Raw genomic sequence first — 14,808 nt, forward strand, 5'->3', positions numbered from 1 at the left:
ACCACACCTGAGAGGAGGTCGCAGAATGCCGGACGACATCTCCCGTGCCTCGGGCCAGAACTGGGCCTCGCAGAACCACGTCTCCCAGCACACCTCCCCGCACTCCAGTCCCCTCAGCACGGAGAGCAGCTCCGCCGGATTCCCGGCCGCCCCGCACTCCCCGACAGCCGAATCGATGCCTGCGTTCCCCAGCGGCCCCGATGTGCCGGTTGCCGGCCCCCTGCGGGTCGTGGTCGCCGACGACAACCCCGTCGTACGGGCCGGCCTGGGCGTCCTGCTCAGCGGCCGCGCCGACATCGAGGTCGTCGCCGAGGCCGCGGACGGCCGTCAGGCGTACGAGGCCGCCGTCCGCCACCGCCCCGACGTCGTCCTGCTCGACGTACGGATGCCCGGCGTGGACGGCATCTCCGCCTTGCCCCACCTGGTGCAGGTTGCACCTGTGATGATGCTGACGTACAGCCGCGAGAGCGACATCGTCCACGAGGCGCTGCGGCTGGGCGCGGGCGGCTACCTGGTCCACGGCGAGTTCACGGCGGACGAGCTCGTCCAGTCCGTACGGGACACGAAGAACGGCCGGGCCCCCTTCACCACCACAGCGGCCAACGCACTGCTCGCCCATATGCGCCAAGGCCCCGAACAGGTCCCGAGGAACCTCCCGGAAGGCCTGGGGACGGCCCTGACGCCCGGCGCCCCCCATGGGAGCCCCGCCCGCGCGCCGCAACAACCGGGGAACACTCCGCCCACCGCGCCGCCGCCCAGTCCCTCGGGCACGCGACCTGCGGGCCCGCCGGAAGGCCTTTCGCAACTGCAACCTGTTGTGGCACAGTCTTCGACTGAGGGAAGCCATAACCGGCAGCTGGCGCCCAACAGGCAGCAATATGAACTGAGTTCGAGGGAGGCGGAGGTCATGGAGCTCATTGCGTCCGGGATGAGCAACCACCAGATCGCCGCCACCTGCTTCATCAGCGAAAAGACAGTCAAGAACCACATCAACAGGATCTTCACCAAGCTGCACAGCAGCAGCCGCAGTGAAGCGATCGCCCGCTGGCTCGGCACAGCGCCGGGCCCGGGACCTGGGACGAGGGGGACAGGCCGCCATGGCTGAACGGGGGAGAACGACGGGGCGGGCCCAACGCGCGTTTTGGGCCCGGCTTTGGGCCCTGGGGCCCTGCGTCGAACGGGGTGCCCGGCCGTACGTTTCTCATGTCACCGACGGCACCGGCCAGGAGGAAGCCGGTAACGCAGGTGGCACCAGAGAGACTTGCGAGCCGACCGGCACACGGTTGGCCGAACCCGGAGGGGAACAACATGAGCAACCCGATGCTGAAGGCGTCCGTCAACGCCAAGGTCTGGGCGAACACGTCCGTCGAGCGCATGAAGGCCCGGGCGGACCGCGGGCAGGGTGCGGTGGAGTACCTGGGCATCATCGTGGTGGTCGTGGCAATCATCGGGGTGCTCATGACGACGAACTTCGGCAGCGCGATCGCTGGCGCGATCACCACGCAGATCGGCAAGATCACGGGGGGCGGTGGCGGCGAAGGGGCCGGCCACTAACCGGACGGTCGCGCGAGGTAGGGCAGGCTTTCCCCATCTACATCATGGTGGTGGCGGGCCTGCTCTTCCTTGCGTTCGCTTACTTCGCGGTGGGCCAGGCGTCGATGAAGAAGAACGAGGCCCAGACAGCCGCCGACGCCGCCGCGCTGGCGGCGGCCCAGGACGCGCGGGACGAGTGGAGCTGGCCCGGGGCCTTCGACCTCGACGCGTGGGACGACCTGCTGAGCGGCCGGGACATCGGAGGAAGGTCGTGCTCCGCAGCCGACCGGCTCGCGGCGGCGAACGACGCCCGTTCGGTCACATGCGATCCGGACTACTGGCCCGAGGCGTCCTACACGGTCACGGTCGAGACCAACGGGACGGTCGGTAGCTCGGTGATCGCCAGCACCGGGACGAAGAAAGCCGAGGCAACCGCCAGGGCGGTGATCGAGCCGCGCTGTCGCATCGAACAGGACACACGTCCCACGCCGAGTCCCTCGGCGGATGACGACGACGGCGACACGGACGAGTCCGAGGAGCAGAAGGCGTACAAAGCCGTCTGTGATGACGAAGACTTGGACTTCGATATCGACCCGAAGAACCTCAACCTCCTGCCGGACCTGGCAGACCTTTTCTCCGTCCACCTGGCCGACAAGTAAGTGAACGTCACCGAGAGGAACACGCCCATGCGTGCAGCCATGACCCGGATTCGCTTCAAGGGGGCCGCCGTCGCTGCCGCCTCCGTAGCCATGGCTGTCGTCCTGACGGCCTGTGGCGGCGATGACGGTTCGGACAAGCCGGGTAGTGAGCAGAAGGAATCCAACTCCTCTGCGTCGCAGAAGGAGGAGTCCCCGGACACGGAGGAAAGCGCCGACCCCTCAGTTGTACTGGCCAGCGTGAAGGGACCGGGCGAAATCGGCCTGGTAGTGAACTCGGCCGAGAGGGATTCCGGTGGATTCGTCACGGTCAAGGGCAGCGTAACGAACGATTCGAAGCAACAGTTCACCGCTCCGGGCTGGCAGGGGACCGAGCAGGAGATGGTGAGCAACGGCGCCTCCGTTGCCGGTGCTTCCTTGGTGGATCAGGCTGGCAAGAAGCGCTACCTGACTCTGCGGGACACTGACGGAAGGTGCCTCTGCACGGCGTTCACCACAGGCATCGCGCCGGGACAGACCGCGCCGTTCTTCGTCCAGTTCCCCGCCCCGCCCCAGAGCACCACCGAGGTCGACTTCCAGATCCCCACCATGCCCACCGCGACGATCAAGATCTCGGGGTGACGACCGCCATGCAGCCACTCACCCCCACACCAGCCGCACCACGCAGTGCCCTCCGATGCCGCGTCGGACTCTGCGCCGCCGCGGCGGTCGTCCTCGGCACCTCGACCCTCTGGGGGGCCACCTCTGCCTCGGCGGACGACAACCCCACCGCCGTGCCGAGCGCCTCGCCGCCCGTCGAGGTCGACGCCAACTCACCGGGTCTCATGCTCGGCGACGGAGCGGCCCTCGGCGACGTCCGCGTGCTCGACATCAAGTCCATCGTCGAGGACATGGGCGGTGAGGAACGCCGCGAGGACACCAACGCCGACATCACCTTCGCCCTTCAGGCCGAAGTCCTCTTCGGTAAGGACAGTGCCAAGCTGAGCGGCGAGGCCACGGCCCGTATCAACGCGATCGCCCTGGAGATCCAGACGCAGAACGCCCCGAAGGTGCGCGTCTTCGGTTTCACGGACAACCTCGGGTCGTCCGCCCACGGCGACGTCCTGTCCAAGCAGCGGGCGAACGCCGTACAGGGAGTGCTGGCCACCAAGCTCCCGAGCGTCACGTTCGAGATCCGCGGTTACGGCGAGCAGTACCCGATCGCCAGCAACGACACCGAAGAGGGCCGCAAGAAGAACCGTCGCGTGGAGGTCTCCTTCCCACGCACCGAAGGCTCGTAGGGGCGGCACGCAGTCTGGGGGTTCGGTGCCCGCGGCCGTAAGGTCGGGCACCGGACCCCGTATGAACGGGGCCTCCGTGCCCGACGAGAGGAATCGGAATCGTGTCGAGGCCCCGAGGCGGTGCCGCTGCCGGGGTGGCGGCAGCGCTCTGTGTCCTGCTGCTGCCGAGCGCCGCGACGGCGGCCCCCCGTGCGGACGACGCCCCGGGCGGCGCCGCCCGCTCGTACCGGCCGGCCGAAGGATCGGTGCCCGTCACCGGCGCGGAGTCGAGCGTGGACGGGCCCGAGCTGGAGCGGGCGAAGATCTACTCGGACACCATCGCGCCGGGCCAGAAGAAGTACTACCGCGTCCGGCTCGACGACACGTCCCATGCGTACGTCTCCACCGTGCTCGCCCCGCCCCCCGGCAGCAGGAGCGGCATCCTCGACGGCATCCAGGTCTCCCTGACCTCCCCCGACGGCATGACGTGCGGCTCCAGCCCGGCCGCCTACTTCGGGGGCGAGACCGCTCGTACGATCGCGAGCTACGCCTCGCGGCGCATCAAGGACAGCAGCACACCGTGCCAGGAGGCCGGGGACTACCTCTACACCGTGTCCTGGGCGGGCACGAAGACCGGTGGCGGAGCGAAGTGGCCGATCGAGCTGACGTACATGGCGGAGCCCGGCCTCAAGCCCGGTGCCGATGAGCCGGCGGCGCCGACCGGCTGGAGCTCGAAGGCACCGTCACCGAGCGGCGGAACCCCGCAGAAGGTGAGCGGCGGAACCGGGTTCAACGACGCGGCAGCCGTGGAAGGCGGCGCCTGGAGGGACGACATCCGGCCGGGCGAGAGCCGCTTCTACCGGGTGCCGGTCGCCTGGGGCCAGCAGCTCTTCTTGCGGGCCCAACTGGCCAACGCCACGTCGGACACGTCGGTCTTCACCGTCAACGGGCTGCGCCTCGCGCTGTACAACACCGCCCGTGGCCGCGTCGCCGACAAGAGCACCGGCTATTCGGGCGCCCCCACGGGCGTCGATCTCGGCACGGCCCCGGCCGCGTACGCGAACCGGTTCGCGGAGGGCACGGACGCGACGTCGGCGATGCGGTTCCAGGGCTGGTACTACGTCCAGGTCACCCTGGACCCCAAGGTGCCCAGCAACGTCCCCATGACGTTGAACGTCGGCGTGGAGGGCGAGGCGCAGCAGGGTCCCGCGTACGACGGTGACGCGGAGGCGGCCGGGTTCGGGCTCGGCAGCGACGTCCCCGGCGTCGGCGCCGACTCCACGATGCGCGCGGTCGGGTTCGCGGGGATCGGCATCGGCACCGTGCTGGTCCTGGGCCTGGGTGCCTGGCAGCTCGTGAGCCGTCGCAGGCACCCGGCCGGCGGGCCGGCGGAGGGGAACGTCGCCTACGGCGGGTGAGGGGACCTTGTCTGCCTGGATCATGGGTCAACGATCCATGATCCGGGCCAAGGCCGCACAAGGCTGTGGATAACCGCCTCTTTTGGGCCCTCGGACCCATGCTTCCGGCCACCCGCCTGTGGTCCGATGGACCGGGTGGGTGAACTCTCGCCTCACAGCGCCTGGTTGGGGGCCGGAGTGTCTGGTACAGGGGGATTTGCGGCATCGGGAGGCGTCGGCGGACTGCCGGCTCCGGCGGGCGGGGGCGGGGTTCCGCTGCCGAGGCCGTTGGGGGTGGTGCTGCTCCTCGTCCGGACGCTGTTCGTGTTCACGGTCGTCGGGGGCGTCGGCGTACTCCTCCAGGCCGCGTCGGTCGACGCCATCGACGGTGAGCTCCTCGGACTCCTGCTGTACGCGGCACTGCCGGGCGCCGCCGGGCTCGCGCTGTCGGCGTACGTACGCTCCGGGGACACCTGGATCTGGCGCGGGCTCGTCGCCGTACACGTGTGGTTCCTGCTCGGCGCACTGGCGACGCTGAGCGGGGACGGCGACCCGCGGGGAGTACCGCAACTGGTGATCCCGGTCGCCGGCCTGATCCTGCTGCTGCGCCGTAGCTCGCGCGACTGGTTCGACGTGCCGGTCGCGCAGCGCGTCGCACACCGGCGGTTCAGCCTCGCGCGGATGATCCGGTGGCGCCGCGACGGGGGCCAGACGGCGATGGAGTACCTGGGCCTGATCGTGATCGTCGTCGCCATCGTGGGCGCGCTCGTGGCGTCCGGGATCGGCGGGCAGGTGACCGGGGGGATACGCAGCGCCCTCTGCGACCTGACCGGCAGCGCGTGCCCTGCGTCCGACGGGGGCGAGGTCGTGGCGGGCGACGGGCCCGAGTCCGACGGGGAGGGCGGGACCGAGGGCGGGACCGAGGGGAGTAACGAGGGCGGGGATCCCGGCGGTACGGGGGCGACCGGCGGATCCGGTAGTTCCAGCGGTGGGGCGACCGGCGGATCCAGCGGCGAGGCAACCGGCGGATCCGGTAGTTCCAGCGGCGAAACGACCGGCAGCTCCGGCGGTTCCAGCGGCGAGGCGACCGGCGGATCCGGAGGCGAAACGACCGGCGGCGCCAGCGGCGAAACGACCGGAGGTTCCGGTGGCGAGGCGTCCGGCGGTTCCAGTGGTGATCCCGGGGCCGTGCAGGTCGGGGACGGCGGCGACGACGTGGACGACTCGGGCGGCGCGGACGGCGGCGATCCGGGTGAGGGCGGTGGCGACGAGGAGAAGAGCGGCGAGAGCTGCACCTCGGGCGTGGGCGCCTTCCTCTCCTGCGCCGGGCACCAGACCGGCGGGTTTTTCACCGGTGTGTTCGCCAACGGCCTGTGGGGTGACGTCACCGGCACGTTCGACACGGTCATCCACCCCGTCAAGGCGTGGAACGGCCTCATGGACTACGGCAAGAGCCTCGGCGACACCTGGTCCAAGAACTCGGAGGGCGCCGGCGACAAGTGGTCCGACGGCGACTACCTCGGGGCCGTCTGGGACTGGACCAAGGCCAGCGGCAGCACCGGCCTGAAGGTGGTCGACGACGTCTTCATCGGCGACGAGGTGCGGGACCAGTGGAAGGACGGGAACGAGGGCCAGGCCATCGGCACCGGCCTCTGGAACGTCGGCTCCCTCTTCATCCCCGGCTACGGCGAGGCCAAGCTCATCGGCAAGGTGGGGAAGCTCGGCAAACTGGGCAAGCTCGGCAAGCTGGGAGAGGTCGCCCAGAAGGCGTCCGAGGCCGCCGCGAAGGCCAAGAAGGCCGCCAAGGCCGGCGATGTGGAGGGCGCGGAGAAGGCCGCCGCCGACGCGCAGAAGCACGCGGACGACGCGGCGGACGAGGCCGGCCTGACCGGCTGCACCGTCGGACTGGGCGGCCTCCTGCGCGTCCCCTACGGCGATCCGGCAGGCCCCGGGGCGGACACGAGCACCGGCACAGGCACCGGCACCGGCCCGGTCGGGGCCACCGGCACCCGCACGGTCGGGGTCTCCGGCAGTGGCACCGGCGTCCTCGCGGCCGCGCACGCCTCGGTGCGCGTCGGGTTCCGTACCGAGCGGTGCGACGAGGTCGACCCCGAGAAGAAGGCGGCCGCCGACGAGGCGCAGAAGCAGGCCGACGAGGCCAAGAAGGCCGCCGCCGAGGCCAAGCGGAAGAAGGAGCTGGAGCGGGCCAGGAACGCGCCGAAGCCGGCCTGGTACAAGGACCTCAAGAACCCCCGGGCCGGTTCGAAGGACGGCGGCACCGGCACCTGGACGAAGATCAAGCCCGGCGTCTGGAACTACCCGACCGAGATGGGCGCGCGTTACCAGGAGCAGATCTCCAAGGTGGCCCGCGGCAAGGAGTACCAGGTCCCGCTCGACAAGCTCACCGGGAAGCCGGTCGACTTCGACGGCTGGGACGCCGCGCGGGGCACCTACCTGGAGGCGAAGTACGGCTACCGGGGCAAGGACTTCTACAACGCCGAGACCGGGGAGCTCACCCCGAAGGTCCAGCAGCGCTGGGCGGACCAGGCGACCCGGCAGGTGGACGCGGCGCGCGGCAAGCCCGTCGAGTGGCACCTGTCCGACCCGGACGTCGCCGAGGCGGCGCGGGAGCTCTTCGAGGAGCGGGGCATCGACGTTAAGGTCATCAACACGCCTGGCGATGTGACGGGGTGAGGCGCCGGCGGGAGCGCGTGCCGGCGGCGCGGTGGAGAAGGACGAGGAGAGCGTCGTGCTGAACGTCGTCGTCAACGGATTCTGGGGCACCCGGGAAGAGGACCCGCAGGGCATCGCCGAGCGGTGGTACGCCACCCTGGCGCGGCTCGCGGACATCGACGGCGGGACGTTCCACGGGTGGCACGAGGCGGGGGACGGTATTCCGGCCGACCCCCTGCTGATGCCCACCGTCCCCGCCCTGGCCGACTACCTCGTCCGGGAGAACCCCGGGCCGGACCTCGACGTGGTGGGCCTCGGGGGGTCGCTGTGGGCGCACAACCAGGACGCGGCGAAGGTGACGTCGAACGTCCGCGCGGGCGGCCTCTCCCCGTACATCACCCGCTCCGCCTCGGTCGTCTTCCGCTCGCGCACGGTGGACGAGGACGCGGACGTCGTCCGGCGCACCCCCGAGATCCTGGCGGTCATCGGCGAGGAGTGGGACATCGACGCCGGGCAGGTGTACGACAGGCCGCTGTACCGGGCGGTCGCGGACCACTTCGGCCTGAAGAACTCGGACCCCCGGTGCGGCCGTGCGGTCTGGCTCTCCGAGCGGCGGGCGGCGCTCGCCCCCGAGGGGCTGCCCGGCACGTACACGCCTGCCGCGCACGGCGGGCTGGTCATCGACCTGACGTACGGCGGCACGCGGACGCCGTCGGTGGAGACCGTCATTGACGTCAACACCCAGCTCCGCGCGACGGGGGCGCTGGACCCGCTCGCCCCGCCCTTCGACCGCGCCAAGCTCTGAGAGTCCGCCCCGCCCTTCGACCGCGCCAAGCTCCGAGAGGCCGGTACGCTCCGCCCCCCCCGCCTCCGTCCCCTCAGCCCAGCACCGTCGCCGCGAACCCCGCCAGCAGCCCCAGCGAGAACAGGCCCAGCACCGTCGCGAACACCGCCGGCATCAGCAGCGGCCCCCATGCCCCCGGCCCCGCGACCGTGGCCCGCAGCTCCGGGGCCGCCGGGTCGTAGGAGACGCGTACCGGGGCGCCGACCTCGAAGCCGAAGGGGCCCGGGGCGTGGTCGGTGAACTCCACCTCCCGGCCGTCCGGGGTGCGGAAGGCGAAGACGTACTCCGTGCGGTAACGGTTCTCCGTGCCGGTCCCGCGGTCCTCCACCCGCCGGTCCGCGCAGCGGCCCTCGGCGCGCTCGCCGCGCCGGACCAGCCGCAGCACACGTATCAGTCGCAGGCCGGAGCGGATCGCGAACGCCCCGAGGAACAGGCCGAACAGCAGCAGGAAGGTGGCCGTGCCACCCGGCAGTACGTCCATCGACAACGCTCCGGTACGGATTACTCGAAGACGGCCGGCCTGCTGCTCGACGGGGTCGGGCGTAATCGACGGCGGCCGGCCGGTCTGACGGCGGTCGGGCCTACTTGACGGTGATCGACCCGACGAACGCGTCGAGGTCCGCCGGACTCAGCGCCTCCTTCACCGCGTTGATCCGGATGGCGAACGGTACGTCCTTCGAGTCGACGCCCGCCACCACGACCCCCGTCATCCGCGTTCCCTCCGCCGGGGTCGACTCCTCGCCCGTGGACGTGAACTCGTAGTCGATCCTGCGTGCTTCACGGGCGCTCTCCTCACCCGCGAGGCTCACGTCCCGGGTGTCCTTGCGGGTGGTCCCGAGGCCGATCCCGGCGCCCGCCGCGGCGGCGGCCTCCCCGGCGTCGCTGACACCCGTGGCGAAGTCCAGCTGGACCGAGACCATGCCGGTGCGTACGCCCTTCTCCTCCTTGAGCGCGACCGCCGCGTTGGCCTTGCCGCGCTCGGCAGCCGGCTGCGGCGCGTACCCCTGGTCCTTCGGATAGCCCACGGACACGCTCTTCGTGTCGAGCGTGCCCCAGCCCTCGGGGACCGAGGCGGCGTCCGTGCCGCCGCAGCCGCCGAGGAGCGTCAGGCCGAGGGCGGCGGCGACGGCCGCGCCGAGCGTCCTGGACTTCGTCAACGTCATCGCCTCTTCCGGGCCGGGTGGGGGTTCACTGCGGTTCATAGCGATGCACTGCGGTTCCAGCGATGCACTGCGGTTCCAGCGATTCACAGCGGTTCAGCGGGCGCAATAGCTGTACGGGAGGTACGTGCGCTTGTCGCCCTGCGGAGCTCCGAGGAACTGTGCGTCCGTCAGTGTCTCCTTCTTGTGCTCGTCGGAGACCGAGAACCCGAGGCTCATGCCCAGCGACACCTCGAAGCCGAACTCCTGGGCGTCCGACTCGCCGTGGTACTGCATCGTGCTGGACAGGCCGTCCTGGAACATCAGCTGGTCGAAGGGGTCGGTACCGGCGGGCTTCTCCTGGAGGGAACGGTCGCCGAACATGTACTCGAACGGGGCGGTGTTGTTACCGGAGCCGTCGAGCCACTGCTCGGCGACGGCGCGCTTGTCCTCCGTGGCCTTGTCGGTCTCCTTGCCGAAGACGATCGAGTTCGTCTGCACCTCGATGCCGGTGTCCCCCGAGGAGTCGGTGACGCTGCCCTTGCCGCCCCGCTTGTCCGAGCCCGTCTTGCCGTTGTCGCCGCCGGCCTCGCCCTTGTCGGAGGTCGAGGTCTTCTCCACCGTCTTGGTCATGTCGATCCGGACGATCTTCCCCGTCTTCTGGTCACGGGTGACGGTGAGAGCCCCCGTGCGGGTGTCCTTGGCGCCCGCGGTCCCGCCCAGCGGGCCCGCGTTGCCGCCGACCTTGCCCTCGATCTCCAGCTTGGCGGTGTAGGTGTACGACTCGTTGCCGTTGACGTCGTCCTTGGTGATCGTGACGTCCGGCGAGAACTTGGCCTTGCCGCCGAGCTTCGCGCCGAGCTTGTCCTCGTCGCCCGCCTTGATGGAGAGGCCGCCGTCCGCGTAGACGTTCAGCCCGATGGTCGAGTACGAGATCTTCTTGTCGCCGATCTTCTTCTCGATGTCCTCCTTCTTGTCGGCCCACTTCATGCCGGAGTACCAGCCGCCGCCGTAGCCGCCGCTGTGCTTCATCGAGGTCTCCCACATCTTCATCTCCTCGATGTCGTCCCTCATCTTCTGGGCGTCGGCCTCGCTCCTGAACACCCAGGTGTCACCGTTGGTGATCTTGATGCCGCCGCCGATGTCGACGTCCGCCTTGCCCAGACTGCCGAGCTTGACGCCCGGCGTGCTGGCGTTGACCCCCGCGGAGGCGGCGTCGGTGAAGGTCATGTAGACGAGCTTGTCGTTCTCGTCGACCTTCCCGTCCTCGTTCACATCGGTGTTGGCCTGGGCGACCTTCTGCTGGAAGCCGTACTCCTCACCCCACTCGAACCAGCCGATCTTGACCTTGCCGCCCGCCGTGTCCGAGACGGCGGAGATCTGGCAGAGCTTGGGCTCGTAGTCGGCGTCGGTCTTCGGCTTCGCGGTGCCGTCCCCGCCCGTGGTGCAGCCGCCGCCGTCCCCGGTGAGCGAGCTGATGGCACAGCGGATGCGCTCCCCGATCCTGCCCCCGACACCGGCCATGGCGAGCGCGCCGATCAGTGCGACGACCAGGACGATGACGCCGAGGTACTCGGTGGCCGTGGCGCCGCGCTCACGCCAGTCGTACGAGCGGGTGTACGCCGACGGGGACGCGGGCCCGTCGTCCCGGTCCTCGACGAGCCGGTCGAGGGCCAGCCCCACGGCGGCACCGGTGACCATGGCGACCACCGGCATCAGAAGGCCCTCGGTGCCGACGACGTCCCAGGTCACGGCATAGCCGTACGCGAGCCCGGCGACGGGGACGGTGAGCGTGCCGAGGGAGTACAGCAGACGGGAGTCCCGGTGGCGGGCGGGGAGCGTACGGGCTGCCGCCAGGACCGTCAGTACGGTGACGACGACGCCGGGCAGGTGCAGCAACGCCAGGCGCCAGCCGAACAGTTCGAGGCGCTCGTCGGTGGCGAGGGTCTCGATGAGCGCCCGCGTCATCAGGAACCCGGCGATGACGTAGACGAGGGCGCCGGCCGCCCAGCTGCGGGTCAGCGGGAAGAACCAGCCGCCCTCCGGACCGCCCGGCGGTATATGGCCCGTGCCCCTGTCGCCCCAGCCGCCTCCACCGCTCACGGTTCACCCTCTCGCCCGTCACCCGCCCATTGCGTTTCGGGTGAATGTACGGTCGGCGCCCGCGCCTGACCCGGGCCCGCAGCCCCAAAAGCGGTCCCAACGGGTGTGCGCACTTTGGGTGCGTACGGCGACGGTTTGGGCCCGCGGGCCCAAGACCGCGCGTGCGTCCGGTGGTTAGCGTCACGGGTATGACTGGACCGGGGGAAGTGCGTCGTCGGCTGCGCCGTTGGTCGCGGGAGAGGGTGCCGCGGACCGACGCGCGCCTGCTGGGGCTGAGGCGTGCGCGTCGGGGGCAGCGGGGCCAGGGGGCGATCGAGTACGTCGGTCTGGTCATGGTGGTCGTGGCGATCGTCGGCGCGCTGGTGGCGACGGGGATCGGTGCGGAGCTGTCGGAGAAGATCGGTGCGCAGGTGTGCCGTATCGCCGGCGGTGGTGACTGCGGCAGCGGGGGGAATCCCGAGGCGCAGGGCTCTCCGGGGGACGGCCGGCCGGTGTCCGACGACGGCACGCCGAAATCCCAGTCGCAGATCGACTACGACGCCGCGCTGAAGGAGCTTCAGGACGCGCAGAGCGCGGAGAAGACCAGCTCGGACAAGGCGGTCGAGGCGGCGAAGGAGCTCGCCAAGATCCTGGCCGAGGAACTCGGGATCACCGACGCGCTGGACTGCATCACCAAGGGCGACATGGGCGCCTGCACGGAGACGTTGATCAATGTGCTGCTGAGTCTGATCGGGGGTGCGGTCGGGAAGCTCGCGGCGAAGTACGGGGCGCCGTGGAAGTGGAAGAAGGCCGCGAAGCTGATCAAGGCGTTGAAGAAGCACGGCGGAGACCTCTACGACGGGCTGAAGGGCCTGGTCAAGAACCGTAAGAAGGTCAAGGACGCCGAGAAGAAGCTCGCCGACGCGAAGAAGAAGCTCGACGCAGAGAAGAAGGACCCGCCGAAGAAGGACGACAAGCCGGACGGCAAACCGACCACGTGCCCGGCAGCACACAGCTTCCCTCCGGGAACGCGGGTCCTGCTGGCGGACGGTCGTCGCACAGGGATCGAGAAGGTCACCGCCGGTTCCCTGGTGTACGCGACGGACCCGGACACCGGATTGTCCGAGCCCCGTGCTGTCGAGCGGCTGATCACCACACACGACGACAAGCACTTCACCCAACTGACGTTCCGTACGCCGGCAGGTCCCGCAGTCGTCACGGCGACCGACACCCACCCCTTCTGGCAGCCCGACGAGGGGCGGTGGCTCGACGCGGGGGACATCCGGCCCGGAGCAGATCTGCGCACAGCGGACGGCACCACGCTGACGGTGGCTTCCGTCTCCCGTTACACGGAGCGGCAGACGACGTACGACCTCACCGTCTCCGGCATCCACACGTACTACGTGGTCGCCGGGTCCGAGGCGGTCCTGGTGCACAACACCGACTGTGGCGTTCCGATCTCGAAGGGGCGATGGGACCACATCTGGGATCGCCATGTGAATCGGTCGAAGTACCCGAACAAGAGCAAGTTCACCACCACGAGCAAGCCCAAGATCGAGAAGATGATCAAGCGTGCCCTCAACGGCGAGACACGCGACGGGACGTACTACCACAAGTTCAACTCGGCCATCGGCAAGACTGCGTCGGGAGATCCCCAGTACTACATCCGAGTGGTCGTGCGTGATGGGAAACTCATCACCGCGTTCCCGTCCGCAGCGCCGTAGGGCGGGCCCGTGACAAGGACTCTGACGGTGAGACATGAGAGACGAAGGTGGCCCATGGGCGTCGACGCAGTGCTGATGCGGGTGGAACAGCCCGGCACCGGTCCGAGACGGCGCCGGCTGACCCAGGTCGATGTCTTCGTGGACGAGGCGGACCTGTTCGCGCGGCTCTGTACCGGGAGCGGTCTGCCGATGCTGTCCCGGGTCGATCCCTACGGGACACTGGTCCTGACAGCCGTCGAAATGGCGCAACTGCTCTCCGAGATCGACGCGACGCGCAGGGGTGTCACCGAGGCGTCGCAGCGAGCGGCTCTGGACGAGGTCGGTCGTCTGGCCAGTATCTGCCAGGAGGACTCCTCCACGGAACTCCATCTGGAGGGCGATTGATCCAGAGGTACGGGCCGGACTCGTGAACCATGGCTGCTGAGTCCGAGAACGATCTGTCGGCACGTCTGTCCGCGCTGGACGCGGCGGTGAACGGGGATACGGACCCCCCGGCCAAGGCCTCCTGGGAGGACGGCCATGCCCGGTGGGAGCTCTACCGCCGGGCCGTGGAGCAGCCCGCGGCACACGCGCTCCTGCTGGATGCCGTACGGGCGGAGACCGACGGGCCTCTCGCCTCGGCCGTCGTGGTCCTGATGCTGGAGAGGACGCCCGTCGCGGAGCACGGCAGTTGGACCGCCGCCCTGGATCCCGAGGTCCGGGAATTCGCCGAACGGCGCTCGGGGGAACTGGCGGTGCTCGACTCCTTGGACCGGCGTATGGCCGGCTACGACGCTGCGGAGGTCGGGTCCTGGTCGGACTGGCTGCAGCTGCGTGTGGCGCAGAGCCGCGCGGAGGGCCACCGGCACGCCCTGGAGCTGCTGGCCGGGCACGGCAGGACGAAGAGGATCCGCCGCACCGCGACCGAGTCGCTGGCGGACATCGGGAAGGCCGGCCCGCGGGCCTGACGAAGCGCTGAGGGGGTCGCCGATGGCCGCGTACACGTTCCTGACCGTGCACCGGCTCCCGGTGGCCGCCATGGCGGTGGCCCTGGCCGAGGTGGTCGGGGTGACGGCGGCCGAGGTGGACATCGCCGACGAGTCCGGCCGACACCGTGACTGGGCGGCCGCGGTGCTGTGCGACCGCATGAGCCTGGCCGGTGACCTGGCTCTCGCCTGGGACGTCCATGTCTCACCCCGCGTCGGGCCCGCGCCGCCGCCCGAGGCCGAAGCCGCCCTGCGGCTCGCGGCCCGGCTCGGTACGACCGTCCTCCATCCGGCCGACGGGGTGCGCCCCTCGGCCTACTGGGCGGCCACTCCGGACGGCTTCAGGACACGAGCCCGGGTTCTGGACGGCGGTGGGGGCGGGGTCATGGACGGGGACGGCCGGCCGTTCTTCACCGTCGACGCCGTCGAGAAGGCCGTCGCACAGCTGCCTCGGGCTCGGGTGGAGCGCATCGTCGAAGCCCGACAGGACGGCTGAGGCCCCCTCTTGGGCCCCTGGGCCCAAGACGGGACGCCGC

General features: G+C 70.2%; 15 protein-coding genes. 12 read left to right on the forward strand and 3 right to left on the reverse strand.

Annotated elements, in window-relative coordinates; translation table 11 throughout:
* Positions 1 to 25 precede the first annotated feature (25 nt).
* The 8 genes from ACZ607_RS14070 (at position 26) to ACZ607_RS14105 (ending at position 8,323) form a co-directional block, all read left to right on the forward strand.
* Positions 26 to 1,105, forward strand: coding sequence for a response regulator (locus ACZ607_RS14070; RefSeq protein ID WP_469734986.1), 1,080 nt, complete (start codon positions 26 to 28; stop codon positions 1,103 to 1,105).
* 203 nt (positions 1,106 to 1,308) lie between these two features.
* Entirely contained in the window at positions 1,309 to 1,554 is a 246-nt protein-coding gene (locus ACZ607_RS14075; protein WP_469734987.1) for a hypothetical protein, read from the forward strand.
* A gap of 35 nt (positions 1,555 to 1,589) precedes the next feature.
* Positions 1,590 to 2,192 carry a pilus assembly protein TadG-related protein gene (locus tag ACZ607_RS14080; protein WP_469735570.1) on the forward strand — a complete coding sequence of 201 codons (603 nt, stop codon included), beginning with the start codon at positions 1,590 to 1,592 and terminating at the stop codon, positions 2,190 to 2,192.
* A gap of 27 nt (positions 2,193 to 2,219) precedes the next feature.
* Positions 2,220 to 2,810 (forward strand): hypothetical protein, encoded by a 591-nt coding sequence (locus ACZ607_RS14085; protein WP_469734988.1) that lies wholly within the window; start codon positions 2,220 to 2,222, stop codon positions 2,808 to 2,810.
* An 8-nt stretch (positions 2,811 to 2,818) separates the two neighbouring features.
* Positions 2,819 to 3,469: an OmpA family protein gene (locus tag ACZ607_RS14090; RefSeq protein ID WP_469735571.1), complete on the forward strand. Its 651-nt coding sequence runs from the start codon at positions 2,819 to 2,821 to the stop codon at positions 3,467 to 3,469.
* Between the two features lie 101 nt (positions 3,470 to 3,570).
* Entirely contained in the window at positions 3,571 to 4,866 is a 1,296-nt protein-coding gene (locus ACZ607_RS14095) for a hypothetical protein (protein ID WP_469734989.1), read from the forward strand.
* Positions 4,867 to 5,139: 273 nt separating this feature from the next.
* Complete coding sequence (locus tag ACZ607_RS14100) at positions 5,140 to 7,539, forward strand: Tox-REase-5 domain-containing protein (protein ID WP_469734990.1); 2,400 nt, start codon at positions 5,140 to 5,142, stop codon at positions 7,537 to 7,539.
* Between the two features lie 31 nt (positions 7,540 to 7,570).
* The gene (locus ACZ607_RS14105) at positions 7,571 to 8,323 is read left to right on the forward strand and encodes an Imm52 family immunity protein (RefSeq protein WP_469734991.1); all 753 of its coding nucleotides are present in this window, start codon (positions 7,571 to 7,573) and stop codon (positions 8,321 to 8,323) included.
* Positions 8,324 to 8,396: 73 nt separating this feature from the next.
* Here the strand turns inward: ACZ607_RS14105 and ACZ607_RS14110 are convergent, their stop codons facing one another.
* The 3 genes from ACZ607_RS14110 to ACZ607_RS14120 form a co-directional block, all read right to left on the reverse strand.
* Complete coding sequence (locus ACZ607_RS14110) at positions 8,397 to 8,843, reverse strand: DUF3592 domain-containing protein (protein ID WP_469734992.1); 447 nt, start codon at positions 8,841 to 8,843, stop codon at positions 8,397 to 8,399.
* 100 nt (positions 8,844 to 8,943) lie between these two features.
* The gene (locus ACZ607_RS14115) at positions 8,944 to 9,525 is read right to left on the reverse strand and encodes a hypothetical protein (RefSeq protein WP_469734993.1); all 582 of its coding nucleotides are present in this window, start codon (positions 9,523 to 9,525) and stop codon (positions 8,944 to 8,946) included.
* A 93-nt stretch (positions 9,526 to 9,618) separates the two neighbouring features.
* The gene (locus ACZ607_RS14120; RefSeq protein WP_469734994.1) at positions 9,619 to 11,604 is read right to left on the reverse strand and encodes a Flp family type IVb pilin; all 1,986 of its coding nucleotides are present in this window, start codon (positions 11,602 to 11,604) and stop codon (positions 9,619 to 9,621) included.
* A gap of 188 nt (positions 11,605 to 11,792) precedes the next feature.
* Between ACZ607_RS14120 and ACZ607_RS14125 the strand changes: the two genes are divergently transcribed.
* The 4 genes from ACZ607_RS14125 to ACZ607_RS14140 are packed head-to-tail and all read left to right on the forward strand — an operon-like array spanning position 11,793 to position 14,768.
* Positions 11,793 to 13,307: a Hint domain-containing protein gene (locus ACZ607_RS14125; protein ID WP_469734995.1), complete on the forward strand. Its 1,515-nt coding sequence runs from the start codon at positions 11,793 to 11,795 to the stop codon at positions 13,305 to 13,307.
* Positions 13,308 to 13,361: 54 nt separating this feature from the next.
* The gene (locus ACZ607_RS14130) at positions 13,362 to 13,691 is read left to right on the forward strand and encodes a hypothetical protein (RefSeq protein ID WP_469734996.1); all 330 of its coding nucleotides are present in this window, start codon (positions 13,362 to 13,364) and stop codon (positions 13,689 to 13,691) included.
* Positions 13,692 to 13,720: 29 nt separating this feature from the next.
* Positions 13,721 to 14,254 carry a hypothetical protein gene (locus tag ACZ607_RS14135; protein ID WP_469734997.1) on the forward strand — a complete coding sequence of 178 codons (534 nt, stop codon included), beginning with the start codon at positions 13,721 to 13,723 and terminating at the stop codon, positions 14,252 to 14,254.
* Positions 14,255 to 14,276: 22 nt separating this feature from the next.
* Positions 14,277 to 14,768, forward strand: coding sequence for a hypothetical protein (locus ACZ607_RS14140; RefSeq protein WP_469734998.1), 492 nt, complete (start codon positions 14,277 to 14,279; stop codon positions 14,766 to 14,768).
* Positions 14,769 to 14,808 lie beyond the last annotated feature (40 nt).

Source organism: Streptomyces sp. NPDC104381 (assembly GCF_055583745.1).

Coding starts and splice junctions, on each gene's coding strand:
- ACZ607_RS14070 (WP_469734986.1), top strand. CDS start 26: ATGCCGGACGACATCTCCCGTGCCTCGGGCCAGAACTGGGCCTCGCAG.
- ACZ607_RS14085 (WP_469734988.1), top strand. CDS start 2,220: ATGCGTGCAGCCATGACCCGGATTCGCTTCAAGGGGGCCGCCGTCGCT.
- ACZ607_RS14110 (WP_469734992.1), bottom strand. CDS start 8,843: ATGGACGTACTGCCGGGTGGCACGGCCACCTTCCTGCTGCTGTTCGGC.
- ACZ607_RS14090 (WP_469735571.1), top strand. CDS start 2,819: ATGCAGCCACTCACCCCCACACCAGCCGCACCACGCAGTGCCCTCCGA.
- ACZ607_RS14135 (WP_469734997.1), top strand. CDS start 13,721: ATGGCTGCTGAGTCCGAGAACGATCTGTCGGCACGTCTGTCCGCGCTG.
- ACZ607_RS14140 (WP_469734998.1), top strand. CDS start 14,277: ATGGCCGCGTACACGTTCCTGACCGTGCACCGGCTCCCGGTGGCCGCC.
- ACZ607_RS14075 (WP_469734987.1), top strand. CDS start 1,309: ATGAGCAACCCGATGCTGAAGGCGTCCGTCAACGCCAAGGTCTGGGCG.
- ACZ607_RS14125 (WP_469734995.1), top strand. CDS start 11,793: ATGACTGGACCGGGGGAAGTGCGTCGTCGGCTGCGCCGTTGGTCGCGG.
- ACZ607_RS14130 (WP_469734996.1), top strand. CDS start 13,362: ATGGGCGTCGACGCAGTGCTGATGCGGGTGGAACAGCCCGGCACCGGT.
- ACZ607_RS14115 (WP_469734993.1), bottom strand. CDS start 9,525: ATGACGTTGACGAAGTCCAGGACGCTCGGCGCGGCCGTCGCCGCCGCC.